Here is a 14,348-nt window from a genome sequence, read left to right as displayed (position 1 = left end):
TTTTTATGGCGTAACTCTAAATCCATTTATTATTATCCACTTTTACTAAAATCCCATATTAAATACTAATTATTCTTTTTGTGTAGATATCTATGGCTTTAAGCACAGCATCCATGCTAGAAGCCTCAAAACCAATGGATGCTGCGGTCAAGCCGCAGCACGTAGCAGATGGCGAAGGAAGTTCCGGTTAAGCCTTGGCGATAGGGTCGTAAACATAAGCCCTACTTGTTGTGCTTTAAGCACAGGATCCATGCTAGAAGCCTCAAAACCAATGGATGCTGCGGTCAAAGCCGCAGCACGTAGGAGATGGCGAAGGGAGTTTCGGTTAAGCCTTGGTGATAGGTTGTAAACATACGTCTACTTGCTGTGCTTTAAGCACAGCATCCATGCTAAAAGCCTCAAAACCAATGGATGCTGCGGTCAAAGCCGCAGCACGTGGGAGATGGCGAAGGGAGTTCCGGTTAAGCCTTGGCGATAGGGTCGTAAACATAAGCCCTACTTGCTGTGCTTTAAGCACAGGATCCATGCTAGAAACCTCAAAACCAATGGATGCTGCGGTCAAAGCCGCAGGACGTGGAGATGTAGGAGTCAGGAGTCATAGGTTGGAAGTAACATTCTGAAGCCTAGAATCAAGATTAAATCTGAGCTAACATTCGCAATCAACCTACCGCTCTAATATATTCAGAGAGAACACTTGTGATGGATGTTCCCGTACCAAATCTAACCACCATTTCCTCAGGCCCGCTGCATCATGTAGAAGAAGTGATATTACAACAGGTTGCTGCAATCGAAGCGTGGTTTCGAAAACAATGGCAAATAACACCGCCTCCAGTGACTTCATCGGTTGATTTACGGCATGGTGGCTTTAAATTAGCACCGGTGGATACGAACTTATTCCCCGCGGGGTTTAATAATTTAAATCTAGAGTTTTTGCCGCTATGCATACAAGCAGCACAATCGGTGTTAATGGATAAGATGCCAGGTTGTACTAAAATTTTAATTATTCCTGAAAATCATACTCGAAATAAATTTTATATTAAAAGTTTAGCGATTTTGCGTGATGTGTTTTTAAAAGCAGGATTTGTAGTAAGGATCGGGAGCTTAAATCCGGAGCTTACTGAAGCGACGGAGTTTAAAACGGTCGATGATGAGCCTGTTTTAATTGAACCCATCGAACGAGTAAAAAACCGCCTTTATGTTGGGGAATTTAATCCCTGTTTGATTCTTTTAAATAATGATTTATCAAGTGCGGTGCCTGAACGTTTACAAGATCTTGAGCAACCGATTTATCCTAATCTCAAAATGGGTTGGTCTACGCGATTAAAATCTGATCATTTTCACTTTTTTTCCCAAGTAGCAGAAGAATTTGGTCAACACATCCATTTAGATCCTTGGCTTATTTCTCCTTTATTCACCTCCGTTGAGGGAGTAGATTTCATGGCTAAAGAGGGATTAGAAGCAATCGCTAACGCAACCGATACGTTATTAGCACGAGTTAAAGAAAAATACGAATCCTATGGTGTGGTACAAAATCCTTTTGTGGCGATTAAAGCCGATAATGGCACATATGGTATGAGCGTGATGATGGTACACGATGGGGAAGAGGTGTTGCAATTGAATCGTAAACAACGCACTAAAATGGCTGCCAGTAAAGGGGGCCGTAAAGTGAATCGAGTGATCATTCAAGAAGGCGTCTATACGTTTGAAACGATGCCGAATGGGGCCGTGGCTGAACCCGTAGTATATATGATTGGTCAATTTGTAGTAGGCGGTTTTTATCGTGTGCATCAAGGGCGAGGTCAGTCTGAAAATCTAAATGCCCCGGGTATGCATTTTGAGCCCTTGGCTTTTGCAAAAGCTTGTAATACTCCTTGTACTGAGCTCAATGTGGTGGAAAGCTCGAATCGTTTTTATGCTTATGGGGTGATTGCGAGGCTAGCAGCGCTTGCAGCAGCGAGAGAGAGCCTATAATTTTATAAGTGGCAACGTTTCTGAGAGGAAGCAATGAAGCTTGCAGTATTGATGGATCCTATTGAAAAAATCAAAGCGTACAAAGATTCTACGGTCGCTATGATAAAAAGTGCACAAGAGCAAGGTTGGACTTGTGAATTTTTTACTCAATCTGACCTCGTTTGTCGAGATGGACGAGCCTTTGCTGACGTATCCTCCATCGTCATCAAAGACCTTCACCAACCTAATTGGGCTAATACAAAACGAATGGGTGAAAAGGCATTAAGCGAGTTTGATATTATTTTAATGCGTAAAGATCCCCCATTCGATATGGAATATATCTTCGCAACATACGCATTAGAGCTTGCTGAAAAAGAAGGCGTACTCATTGCCAATAAACCTCAAAGTCTTCGTGATGCAAACGAAAAATTTTATACCTTAAATTTTGCTCAATGTTGCCCGGAAACGCTGGTTAGTCGCAATATGGCTCCCTTAAAAGCTTTTTGGGAAACCCATCGTAATGTGATTTTTAAACCTTTGGAAGGAATGGGGGGGCGAGCGGTGTTTCATGTAGGCGAAGACGGTCATAACCTTGGGGTGATATTGGAAATGTTAACGCATGGAGAAACTGTGAGTACTATGGCGCAAAAATACATTCCAGAAATTAAAACCCATGGTGATAAGCGTATCTTATTGATAGATGGAGAACCCGTTCCTTTTGCACTTGCTAGAATGCCAGCAAAAGGAGAATTGCGAGGAAATTTAGCCGTTGGAGCAACCGGAAAAGTGGTTGAAATCACAGAACGCGATCGATGGATTTGCGAAAATCTTAGCCCAACATTAAAAGAAAAAGGTTTGTATTTTGTAGGCATTGATGTAATTGGTGATTATCTTACTGAAATAAACATCACAAGCCCAACCTGTATTCAAGAAATCGCCAATGAAACTGGATTGGATATCGCAGGCGACTTAATGCGCTGTTTAGCTAAAAAAGTCTAATTGACGCCACGCTTCAAAAAGAATGATGGCCACCGCGTTTGATAAATTAAGACTTCGACTGTCTTTTTGCATAGGAATGCGGATCCCTTCGAATTGACTGCGAAGTTCGGGGGGTAATCCCCGTGTTTCTGCGCCAAAAAGCAATAGGTCTTCATCTTGATAGGCTATATCGCTGTATACTGTGGTTGCTTTAGTGGTGCAGGCAAAGATGCGACGATTTTGATGTTGCTCAATAAAAGCAGCCTCGTTTTCATAATGAATGACTTTAGCCCACTCATGATAATCTAATCCAGCGCGGCGTAACCGCTTATCTTCTAGAGTAAATCCTAAAGGATGAATAAGATGCAACTGTGCGCCGCTATTGGCGCACAGACGAATAATATTGCCCGTGTTTGGTGGAATTTCAGGCTGATGAAGCGCGATGTGTAGCATGCTCTGCTGTCGTGATTGGAAACTCAGAAGGCGTCCCGTCTGCTGGCGTTTCGGTGGTTAATGAGTCCGCTTTGCCTTCCTCGTCTACGTATAAAGAGCCTAGTGATTGTTCTGATTCACCGGTAATGAGGAAGTTACGTCGTTGTAAGTAAGCGTCTCGAATAAAGGTGTAAGAATCAATGGACTCCGCAATAAGTGGGTCTGTTTCTAACATTTGCGATCGCAAATCGATATATCTCAACCCGATTAAGGAGTAAACCACTGCATCCGATGGAATGTAAGGATAAGGTGTAAAGAAGGTAAAATCAAACATCATGCCAAATCCATCGCGAATGGTGCTTGGGCCAAGGAAAGGAATGACCACATAAGGAGATTGCTTATCGCCCCATTTTGCAAAAGTTAAACCTAAGTCATTGCTGTGTGGCGGCAAATCGAACGGGCCAGCAGCCACATCAAATAATCCACCAATGCCTAACGTTGAGTTAATCAAAAAGCGCCAGGTATCTTTTATGACGTAATTCCATTCTGCTTGCAACAGATCGTTTGCGATGGTTGGCAGCATATTCACGTTATTATAGGTATTATTAATGCCTGAGCGAATAGGAGGTGGTATCGCTGCTTTATAGAAACGTGCTGGTGGGCGAAGCATGGTGGCGTCAAACGCCATATTAAATTTATGGATTTCTCGGTTAATTGGCTCGTAGGGATCCTTAGGATTTGAGCCTTTTGTCACACAGGCTGATAAGATAATAGAGCCTGTTAAAACCGCGACATTAACGATAAAACGCATGAGTATTCTATTCCTTGAAATCAGTTGTTGCAGGCTAATGGAGCTATACTTTTCCCCCGCAGCTTTGTATTAATGGTACACCAGAATAATTTTCTTGCAAATTAAAATGACATTACAAACGTAACTGGGCCGTCGTTGCGTAAATTGACTTGCATTTCAGCGCCAAATCGACCGGTTTCAACGTGTTTGTATTTCTGCTTTGCTAATCGAACTAAATCATCGAATAATTGTCTTCCTTGTTCAGAGGAAGCACCTTTAGTAAAGCTAGGTCTTAATCCTCTGCTGGTATCCGCCAACAATGTAAATTGCGGGACTAACAGCAACCCTCCTTCTACTGCGTTCAAGCTTAAATTCATTTTTCCATGCTGATCGCTCATAATTCGATAGTTAAGGCAGCGATCTAGCATGCGGCTTAAGGTCTCAGTTGAATCTTCTTTCTCAAAACCGCATAAAATCAATAACCCTTGTGTAATTTCGCCTACGATGGTTTCAGCAACGGTTACCGAGGCATGTTTGACTCGTTGAATGACAATGAGCATGTTCAAAAATCCTAATTTATCAGCAAGAAAAGCCCACCACCGAAAGCAGCGGTAGGGTATGGCGTATATTTTTAATCAATTGCCTCGGTAAATTGTAAGACAATATATACTATAATAAAACACAGGTGGTGGATGGAGCATGGCGATGCCCGACGACTCAATTCTCGATAAGCTAATCGATGCGGACAGCAAAAGAATACGTTCAAATGCCTATGTTGAATGCAATGCAACACTCAAAGAATTAAAAAATGCAGCGACGAAGGATGATAACGTTAAGTTACAACGCACTATTGAAGCCCGACAATGGGAATTAGAGAGATTATATAAAACTCAGCAGCAACAAAAATTAATCGTATTCCAAGAGCAATTGTATCAAGAGGTTTTGGAACAAGAAAAAAAACGTTGTATTGAAATGTTGCATGAACTGAAAAGTACAGAACCTATTACCAGTTATCAGGAAAAGATGGCGGATAAGAAGAAATATAATGAAGACGATCTTTGGGTCTCTCTTCTAAAAGCCGACGTAGTACAAGGATCATTACAAGACGATGTTATCAACGCCAGTACCGATCTTCACACTGTTAGAGTGATCCAAGATTGTATTAAGGAAAAACAAGCAACTGATGACAAATTTGGTCATCTACCCCCTTCTAAGAGAAAAGAAGAGCAAGAAAAATACAATATGGTTGTTGATGTTCTATTTACAATCAAGCTGCTTAGCAGCAAGTTAAAACAATCTGCGCTTCGATTAGAAATAAACGAATGTAAAAAAAAGCTCGGTGAGTTTGAAGCGTCATGCAAAAAAGCGGGCTTTAGTGAGCGCAAAATTGATGCCTTAGTTAACCAAAGAAGAGCAGAAATTGAAAACATCCAAGATCCGAAAAAAGCAAAAAAAATGCATCAATTAATGGATAAAAACATTAAAGAAATAGAACGGCAAAGTTCAGCCCTTGAGAAGAGCTCAGATTTAAAAGCTAAAATGTCACAGTTGAGATCCTCTAACGGGTTAACCCAGCCTCAACCCAGCGATGACGTTCAGGAAGAAGAAAGAGAACAAGAATCCTCTCTGAGATTAAAATAGAAAGTATGGCCGCCGCAATCAAGCCGCGGGATTCGATCTTAATAAAGAGCTAACATCGAGATGGGGGTTTTGCGTAAGTCCTTAAGGATACAAAACCCTGATAGGTTTCTGGCAATTGCCGGCTAAATTTATAATAATGCCCCATTATTTTTTTATCGGGAATTGGTATGTCTTCCTTTGTGCAAGGATTAAATAAACAACAACAGCTTGCTGTAACAGCTCCTATGGGCAATATACTGGTTTTGGCAGGGGCCGGAAGTGGTAAAACTCGCGTATTGGTCAATCGAATCGCTTGGTTGATTGAACGGGAAGGTCTTTCTCCTCATTCGATTTTAGCGGTGACCTTTACGAATAAAGCCGCGGGAGAAATGAAGGCCCGATTAGCTCAGCTTCTTTCATGCCCTGTACAAGGCTTGTGGGTAGGGACTTTTCATGGTTTATGCCATCGCCTGCTTCGAAGACATTATGAACAAGCCAATCTACCCGAGCAGTTTCATATTTTGGATAGTGAAGATCAAGCCAGGCTCTTAAAACGTACGATTACCTCTTTAAATCTGGATCTAGATCAGTGGCCTTTTAAGCAGGCACAAGCGTTTATCAATGGTAAAAAAGATGAAGGCATACGCCCTACGCATATTCACGCGCCGGATTATGGCCCGACACGTACGCTTGTACGTATTTATCAAGCGTATGAGCAAGCCTGTCAAACAGCTGGCGTAATTGATTTTGCTGAACTTTTACTGCGTTGTCATGAGCTTTTGCGCGATAATCCCGATCTTTTGTCGCATTATCAGCAGCGGTTTAATGCCATTTTGGTGGATGAGTTTCAAGACACGAATACCGTTCAGTATGCTTGGATAAAGCTTTTAGCTGGCGAGCAGGCGGCTGTGATGGCGGTTGGGGACGATGATCAATCGATTTATGGTTGGCGAGGAGCCAAAGTGGAGAATATCCAGCGGTTCTCCAAGGATTTTTCAGATACGCAACTGATTCGATTGGAACAAAATTATCGTTCAACCGCAACGATTTTAAACGCAGCCAATGCGTTGATTAATCATAATCATTCGAGAATGGGTAAAGAATTATGGACAGCAGGACAAGCCGGTGAAAAAATCCTCGTGTTCAGTGCGTTCAATGAGCTAGAAGAAGCACGTTTTGTTGCTGAACGGATTGGTTTAGAAATGAGTCGAAGTCGTTTGCAAGATGAGATTGCAATATTATATCGCTCAAATGCCCAGTCACGTGTGATTGAGGAGTCTCTTCTACGCGCGGGCATTGCATACCGAATTTATGGAGGCGTGCGATTTTTTGAACGGGCCGAGATTAAAGACAGCTTGGCGTACTTGCGCTTAATTGCAAACCCCCATGATGATTCTTCGTTTGAACGCGTTATTAATTTCCCAACTCGAGGAATAGGTGAGAAATCATTGGATGAAATTCGAGCATTAGCTAAGGATACCTCTTCATCTCTTTGGAGTGCGGCAAAGACGTTGTTGACTGAAAATCTCTTAGCTCAACGGGCTGCCACCGCACTCACAAAGTTTATTGAACTCATTGAATCACTTCATCAACTTGGTCAAGATCAACCTCTGGATGAACAAATTCGTTTGGTTATTCAAAACAGCGGCTTATATGATCATTACCGTAAGGAAAAAGGAGAAAAAGCGGAGTCCCGTTTAGACAATATGCAAGAATTGGTCAACGCGGCCAAACAATTTCGCTATGAATACGATGATGAAGAAAACGTACCTATTTTAACGGCATTTTTAGCATATGCATCCCTTGAGGCAGGCGAAATGCAAGGAGGGGATCATGAACGATGTGTTCATTTAATGACCTTGCATGCAGCCAAAGGATTAGAATTTCCTATGGTGTTTATGGTGGGAATGGAGGAGGGGCTTTTTCCAGGAAAACAATCCATCGAAGAACCCGGGCGCTTGGAAGAAGAGCGCAGGCTTTGCTATGTGGGCATGACAAGAGCAATGGAAAAACTGGTTATCACCTATGCTGAAATTCGAAGACAATATGGTCGCGAGGAATATCATCGGCCTTCAAGATTTTTGAGAGAATTGCCGGAAGAATACTTAGAGGAATTGCGTCCGAAAGCACACTATAAACCTGCTCCCAAATCTTCCATGCTTCCTTCAGCTATGAATGAGTCAGGCTTCCAACTGGGGCAATCCGTACATCATGCGAAATTTGGACATGGCGTTGTATTGGCAGTGGAAGGAAGTGGGGCCCATACTCGGGTTCAAGTGAAGTTTGATCAACACGGCAGCAAATGGCTTGTGGTGGCTTATGCGAATTTAACGGTTTAGCTCTCGTTGCCCAAATTCGCTTGAATTTATAGCAAGCTGGTGCTAACGTTCCTTTACCAATAGACTAAAAGTCAAATAATAAAAATATAAAGGGGAGTGGCGTGAAACTTAAATCTTTGATGACCGTTGGCTTACTTGCAAGCCTTGCTACAGGACCAGTCATTGCTGCAGAGGCCTTAACTGCAGCCCAGAAAAAGGAAGTCGAGCAGATTATTCATGACTATCTGGTTAAAAACCCTGAAGTATTAGTAGAAGTCTCGCAAGCATTACAGCAAAAACAACAACAAAGCATGCAAGAAAAGGCAAAAGGTGCTATTTCTGAAAATGCGAAACAATTATTTACCGAAGATTTAGCCGTTGCTGGAAATCCAAATGGAAGTGTAACTTTAGTTGAGTTTTTTGATTATCAATGCATTCACTGCAAAAAAATGAAATCGGTGATTAGCGATCTGATTAAAAAGAATGAAAATTTACGGGTAATTTACAAAGAATTTCCTATTTTTGGTAAAAACTCAGAATTAGCCTCGAAAGCTGCACTGGCTGCAGCGATGCAAGGTAAATATAAAGCCATGCATGATGCGTTGTTGGCAGAAAACAAGCGTCTTGACGAAGCGGTGATTATGGATGCAGCCAAATCAGCTGGACTTGATGTTGATAAGCTTAAGAAAGACATGGACAGCAAAAAAGTAAAAGAAGCGCTGGAAGCGAATCGAGAGCTGGCTGAAAGAATGAACCTTATGGGAACACCAGCCTTCATCGTTGCTGCAACGCCTAAAGGAGAGTTTAAGAAAAACAGCGATCCAGCATTTATCCCAGGTGCTGCGAGCGAGGAAGTGCTGCAAAACTTGATTGAGCAAACAGGAAAATAAACACTAAGTTGACATTTTTGCTAAAATAACAGGGTGCTTCGATTTATCGGCATTCAGTTCATGCCCATAGCCCTGCGGCTTGACCGCACCGCGGCTCAAGCCCCAAGGCTTGATCGCACCGTGGCTCACGCCCCTGGCTTGACCACATCGCTGCCTACGCCCCGCGGCTTGACCGCGGGGTCTAGTATTTAGCGCAGGACTCTTGAATTCTGTGGACAAGCCACGGAGTATAGAAGAGTCATGTTGGACTGGGCTTTTAAAGATGTGCAGAAGATGCAGGGTCAAGTCTTGTCTCTTGATTACATCGCTGCCTACGCCCCGCGGCTTGACCGCGGGGTCCAGGGTTTTAGCGCAGTATTCCTGGATTCCGCGGTCAAGCCGCGGAACGTTGGCAGGTCGTGAATTGCAGACGAATGGGTATATAGTAACGTATGAATAACTAAGAGGCATTTTTAATGTTGGGCTCTGGCTCATGGCCATCGAACATTTAAGGCTAATGATGCAACCAACCCAGCATGATGTAATTTTGTTTTTTCCCTTCTTTTTGAGATTTACATGACAAAGCCTAGTACTTTCCAGGAGATTATTTTAACGCTTCAACACTATTGGGCGTCACAAGGATGCGTCATTCTACAGCCATTGGATATGGAAGTGGGTGCCGGAACGTTTCATCCCGCTACCTTTCTGCGCGCGATTGGTCCTGAGCCTTGGTCGGCTGCGTATGTACAGCCTTCTCGGCGACCCACGGATGGGCGATATGGTGAGAATCCTAATCGGGTACAACATTACTATCAATTTCAAGTTGTGCTAAAACCCTCGCCCTTAGACATTCAAGAAAAGTATCTTGATTCTCTACGCGCGCTGGGTATTGATCCACTAAAAGATGATATTCGTTTTGTCGAAGATAACTGGGAGTCTCCAACCCTGGGCGCTTGGGGCCTTGGTTGGGAAGTGTGGCAAAATGGCATGGAAGTGTCCCAATTCACGTATTTTCAGCAAGTCGGTGGATTAGCCTGTAAACCGGTTATGGGCGAGCTAACATATGGACTTGAGCGCTTGGCGATGTATATTTTAGGGTATGATAGCTTATTTGATATGCCATGGAGTCATACCGAACACGGTACCGTCACCTATGGCGATGTGTTTCATCAAAATGAGGTTGAAATGTCTGCCTACAACTTCGAACATGCGAATGTTGAGGCATTATTTCATCAGTTTGATTACTATGAAAAAGAGGCAGAAAAGCTTGTAAAACTGCAATTACCATTGCCCGCTTATGAAATGGTGATGAAAGCGTCACATGTATTTAATTTGTTGGATGCTCGTCATGCTGTGTCGGTTACCGAGCGGCAACGATACATATTACGCGTGCGCCAATTATCTAGGGCAGTTGCGCTTGCTTATTATCAAGCGCGTGAAGCGCTTGGTTTTCCAATGCTAAAGGTGTGTGATGGCGAGTGATTTATTATTTGAATTGGGTACAGAAGAATTACCCTCAGGTTCTGTTTGGCCTTTAGCGGAAAGCTTGGCCAATAATTTGATGGCCGGATTAAAAGATGCGGAGTTAACTTTTGGTCTTGTGAAGCCTTATGCTACTCCAAGAAGAATCGCGGTGCTGATTAAAGATGTCCAAGAGACTCAACCGGATCAAACCATTATTCGGAAAGGTCCTGTCGTGACCTCTAGTCCTGGCACTGTTAATGAGCCTTCTCCTGCTCTGCAAGGATTTGCTCGGTCTTGCGGCGTTTCAGTGGATGAATTAAGTCAAACTCATACGGATAAAGGCGCATGGTGGGTGTATGAAACCATAAAACCAGGCGCTGATACAAAAACATTACTGCCCGATTTGATTGCTCAAGCCGTGGCAGGATTATCTATACCTAAACCCATGCGCTGGGGTAGTACAGAGGATGAATTTGCGCGACCAGTTCACTGGGCTGTTTTGCTACTGGGCAATGAGGTTATAGAGACGAGTCTTTTAGGCGTTACCACCGGTCAAGAGAGCATGGGGCATCGTTTTCATCATCCCAAACGGGTTCATATCGCTTCGCCTACTGACTATGAGGATGCACTTCGAGAAGCGTTCGTTTTGCCAGATTTTTTTCAACGAAAGCAGCTCATCCTTGAAAAAGTGACTCAATTAGCGACGGAGCATCAATTTAATGCAATTATGCCAGAAGCGTTGGTGGATGAGGTCACTTCCATTGTTGAATGGCCAGAACCTCTTTTGGCACGATTTGAACCGGAATTTTTAGAAGTACCTGCTGAATCGCTAATTGCCTCCATGCAGGCGCATCAAAAATGCTTTGCTTTACAAGATGCAAAAGGGCACCTACAACCCTATTTTATTACTGTATCCAATATCAAAAGTGAAGCACCGGAACACGTTGTGGCCGGTAATGAGAAAGTGATGCGGGCGCGCTTAAGTGATGCTTCATTTTTTTATAAACAAGATAAAAAGAAACCTTTATCCGATTATATTCCAGCGACTGAAACGGTCGTTTTCCAGGCTCGCCTTGGTACATTGGCCGATAAAGCCAAACGAATACAGACGTTGATGGAAGCCTTAATTCAACCCTTGGGTTTGGAAAAATCACATGCTCTACGCGCTGCAGAACTTTGTAAATGCGATCTAATGACGGGTATGGTGGGGGAGTTTCCCGAATTGCAGGGGGTTATGGGCTATTATTATGCTAAGAATGATAATGAACCTGAATCCGTGGCTATCGCGTTAAAAGAACAATATTGGCCTCGATTTTCAGGAGACAATTTGCCTTCAACTGACCTTGGCTCAGCATTATCTTTAGCGGATAGGCTAGATACACTTGTGGGAATTTTTGCCATTGGGCAAAAGCCAACGGGGGTGAAGGATCCTTTCAAGTTGCGTCGTCACGCCCTGGCTGTTGTAAGAATATTGATTACAACCCCCGCGACTATGAATTTATCCACTTTAGTACAACAAGCATGGCATGGTTATGATAAATCGCTTAAATTGGATAAAAAGGCTCTCGAAGAATTAATCCCATTTATTCTAGAACGAATGCAGTCTTATTATTTTAGTCAAGGTGTGTCGCAAGATATTGTGCAAGCCGTTCGAGCACGCCAGGAAGATTGGCTTTATGATACCGATATGCGTATTAAAGCCCTGATGGATTTTGTCCATCTGCCAGAGGCAATTAGTCTTTCTGCTGCTTGTAAGCGGGTTAATAACATTTTACAAAAAGCCGATTTGGCAAACAATTTAGAAGTTAAATCGGAGCTTTTGCAAGAGGCGGAAGAAAAAGCTTTATTCGAACAAATCCAGGAAATGGAGCAATTTGTAAAACCTTTATATCTAATAGGAAACTACGAAGAGATTTTAAGTCACTTGGCAATCCTTCGCGATCCGGTGGATGCGTTTTTTGATAAAGTACTGGTTATGGCTCTGGATGAGGCGCTTAAAATCAATCGCTTAAGTCTTTTGGCTCGATTACAGGTGTTATTACAAGGGGTTGCTGATATCTCTTTGTTAACGATTAAAAATGACTAAATTGATTATATTAGATCGCGATGGAGTGATTAATCAGGACTCCATGCAATACATTAAATCAGTCAACGAATTTAAGCTCTTACCGGGTAGCGTGCGGGCGATTGCGATGTTGAGTAAAGCGGGTTACCGAATTGGGGTGGCCACCAATCAGTCTGGAATTGCCCGTGGGTATTATGATAAGGCTCAGTTAGAAGCGATTCACGAAAAGATGATTACTCATGTTCGTGAGGCTGGCGGTTCAATTGATATAATTGAATACTGTCCGCATATGCCGGATTATGGCTGCACTTGTCGTAAACCAAGTCCAGGTATGTTAATTGCTATTGCTAAGCACTTTAATGAGAAACTATTGGGTGTGCCATTCGTTGGCGATCGCATATCCGATATACAAGCAGCAGAGACAGTGGGGGCAAAGCCATTGTTGGTGTTATCGAATATGACGGATCGCATTGGGCTTAATGCCTACCCACATGTTCCCGTGTTCAACAGTCTTTTAGAATGTGTTGAGACGTATTTATTAACGCATGATGCTTAAGCCTATCTTTATTGGTTATACAGAAACTCATTTGCGAGAACGTGCAGAAGCGCTCGCTTTGAAGCTTCACTTGGAAATCAATAACTCTCAATTTCCACGACTTACGCTAACCCCCCAACGGTTACAACTTGAAACGAAAGAATTTTCACCGTTATACGTCGATTTCGGAGCGTTTTGCAAGAAACGACGACACGAAGGTAAAAAGCAAGGATTAATTCAAGCTTGTAAACCTCATGCGGGATTAACCATCCTCGATGTAACGGCAGGCTGGGGAAAAGATGCCGCTATTCTAGCGGGATTTGGTGCGAACGTTCTTATGATTGAAAGAAATCCAATCATGGCGGCATTGCTGGAAGATGGTTTAAGAAGGCTCGATGAAGCATCCACATTACGTTCATTATTGTCTTTGCACAATGGGGATGCAAAAACGTATTTAAAAGCATTATCAAAATGTGATTATCCAGATCTCATCTATATGGATCCCATGCATCCAACCCGACAAAAATCAGCCCTAGTCAAAAAAGAAATGCAAATTTTACAGCAACTTCTAGGAGCAGATGAAGATGCTTTGGAGCTGTTAGAGATTTCTCTTAAAAAGACAAAGGGGAGAGTGGTCTTAAAATGGCCACAACGAAGTGAACCATTAAAGCAGCCTCATATCAGCTATACAGGTAAAACGGTTCGCTTTGATGTATATACCCATTCTACCTGAAGATACTGGATTTTCGCTATTACTTTTTGCACCTCTGAAACGTTAAAAAAACACGCAATAGAGCTTGCTATTACTCATTTTTTAATGTTTCAGAGACACAAAAATCAAGTCGCAAAAAAACCAGTATCTTCAGGTAGAATAGGTATATAACCAAAAAAGATTATAAACCCGAATTGAGAATAGATCTTTGCCTGCGCAAAGATGAAATTCACGACCCGCCTACCTTCCGCGGCTTGACAGCGGAGTCCATAGACCCTGCGGACAAGCCTCGTGGCGTATGGCATGAGACGAATGGTCAACAGGCCCGAATGGTTTGTGAAATTTAAAAAACCTTATGCAAACTCACTCAATTCTTCACGAAGTCTTTTTTCTTCTTCCAACTCTTCAATACGTCTTCGTCGGTCCAGTTTCGTGGTAAGGCAAGCTGCATCTGAGACATCGAATAAATCATCAATCCCTACTTCAAAATCCTCAAACTTTTTAGCGCTCATTGCTAATCTCCTTTACTGCCTTTAAGTCCATGGCCAGGGCTTGGGAAAATTATATAGCGCCACCCACTAAACTTTATATAGCGTTGTCTAAAACCTAGTGGGT

Annotated in this window: 14 protein-coding genes; 9 read left to right on the top strand and 5 right to left on the bottom strand. The window is 42.7% G+C overall.

The window, feature by feature from the left end; translation table 11 throughout:
* Positions 1–325: 325 nt before the first annotated feature.
* A complete protein-coding gene (locus E1O41_RS04005; protein ID WP_131776016.1) occupies positions 326–526 on the bottom strand; it encodes a hypothetical protein in 201 nt (66 codons plus the stop codon).
* A gap of 173 nt (positions 527–699) precedes the next feature.
* Here E1O41_RS04005 and gshA point away from each other — a divergent pair, with 173 nt between their 5' ends.
* Complete coding sequence (gene gshA / locus E1O41_RS04000; protein ID WP_131776015.1) at positions 700–1,971, top strand: glutamate--cysteine ligase; 1,272 nt, start codon at positions 700–702, stop codon at positions 1,969–1,971.
* 33 nt (positions 1,972–2,004) lie between these two features.
* A complete protein-coding gene (gene gshB / locus E1O41_RS03995; protein WP_131776014.1) occupies positions 2,005–2,949 on the top strand; it encodes a glutathione synthase in 945 nt (314 codons plus the stop codon).
* On the opposite strand, the gene trmL is transcribed toward gshB, so the two are convergent.
* The 3 genes from trmL to dtd all read right to left on the bottom strand — a co-directional run bounded on the left by trmL (position 2,932) and on the right by dtd (position 4,710).
* Positions 2,932–3,381, bottom strand: coding sequence for a tRNA (uridine(34)/cytosine(34)/5-carboxymethylaminomethyluridine(34)-2'-O)-methyltransferase TrmL (trmL, locus tag E1O41_RS03990; RefSeq protein WP_131776013.1), 450 nt, complete (start codon positions 3,379–3,381; stop codon positions 2,932–2,934). The genes gshB and trmL overlap by 18 nt on opposite strands.
* Positions 3,353–4,171, bottom strand: a complete 819-nt coding sequence (locus tag E1O41_RS03985; protein ID WP_131776012.1) for an MlaA family lipoprotein — start codon at positions 4,169–4,171, stop codon at positions 3,353–3,355. The genes trmL and E1O41_RS03985 overlap by 29 nt, the downstream gene beginning before the upstream one ends.
* Positions 4,172–4,272: 101 nt before the next feature.
* A complete protein-coding gene (gene dtd / locus E1O41_RS03980) occupies positions 4,273–4,710 on the bottom strand; it encodes a D-aminoacyl-tRNA deacylase (RefSeq protein WP_131776011.1) in 438 nt (145 codons plus the stop codon).
* 139 nt (positions 4,711–4,849) lie between these two features.
* Between dtd and E1O41_RS03975 the strand changes: the two genes are divergently transcribed.
* The 7 genes from E1O41_RS03975 to E1O41_RS03945 all read left to right on the top strand — a co-directional run bounded on the left by E1O41_RS03975 (position 4,850) and on the right by E1O41_RS03945 (position 13,754).
* Positions 4,850–5,791 (top strand): hypothetical protein, encoded by a 942-nt coding sequence (locus tag E1O41_RS03975; protein ID WP_131776010.1) that lies wholly within the window; start codon positions 4,850–4,852, stop codon positions 5,789–5,791.
* Positions 5,792–5,952: 161 nt separating this feature from the next.
* Positions 5,953–8,109: a DNA helicase II gene (gene uvrD, locus E1O41_RS03970; RefSeq protein ID WP_131776009.1), complete on the top strand. Its 2,157-nt coding sequence runs from the start codon at positions 5,953–5,955 to the stop codon at positions 8,107–8,109.
* Between the two features lie 101 nt (positions 8,110–8,210).
* Positions 8,211–8,978 (top strand): DsbA family protein, encoded by a 768-nt coding sequence (locus E1O41_RS03965; RefSeq protein WP_131776008.1) that lies wholly within the window; start codon positions 8,211–8,213, stop codon positions 8,976–8,978.
* 555 nt (positions 8,979–9,533) lie between these two features.
* The gene (gene glyQ / locus E1O41_RS03960; protein WP_131776007.1) at positions 9,534–10,439 is read left to right on the top strand and encodes a glycine--tRNA ligase subunit alpha; all 906 of its coding nucleotides are present in this window, start codon (positions 9,534–9,536) and stop codon (positions 10,437–10,439) included.
* Positions 10,429–12,507, top strand: a complete 2,079-nt coding sequence (gene glyS / locus E1O41_RS03955) for a glycine--tRNA ligase subunit beta (RefSeq protein WP_131776006.1) — start codon at positions 10,429–10,431, stop codon at positions 12,505–12,507. The genes glyQ and glyS overlap by 11 nt, the downstream gene beginning before the upstream one ends.
* Positions 12,500–13,042 (top strand): D-glycero-beta-D-manno-heptose 1,7-bisphosphate 7-phosphatase, encoded by a 543-nt coding sequence (gene gmhB, locus E1O41_RS03950; RefSeq protein ID WP_131776005.1) that lies wholly within the window; start codon positions 12,500–12,502, stop codon positions 13,040–13,042. The genes glyS and gmhB overlap by 8 nt, the downstream gene beginning before the upstream one ends.
* On the top strand, positions 13,035–13,754 hold the full coding sequence (locus E1O41_RS03945) for a class I SAM-dependent methyltransferase (RefSeq protein WP_131776038.1): 720 nt from the start codon (positions 13,035–13,037) through the stop codon (positions 13,752–13,754). The genes gmhB and E1O41_RS03945 overlap by 8 nt, the downstream gene beginning before the upstream one ends.
* Before the next feature lie 332 nt (positions 13,755–14,086).
* Here E1O41_RS03945 and E1O41_RS11725 read toward each other — a convergent pair whose 3' ends face one another.
* Positions 14,087–14,245: a PA3496 family putative envelope integrity protein gene (locus E1O41_RS11725; RefSeq protein ID WP_165481098.1), complete on the bottom strand. Its 159-nt coding sequence runs from the start codon at positions 14,243–14,245 to the stop codon at positions 14,087–14,089.
* Between the last annotated feature and the right edge of the window lie 103 nt (positions 14,246–14,348).

Source organism: Legionella impletisoli (assembly GCF_900639875.1).
Lineage (GTDB): Bacteria > Pseudomonadota > Gammaproteobacteria > Legionellales > Legionellaceae > Legionella_A > Legionella_A impletisoli.
This window is presented reverse-complemented; position numbering and strand designations above follow the sequence as displayed.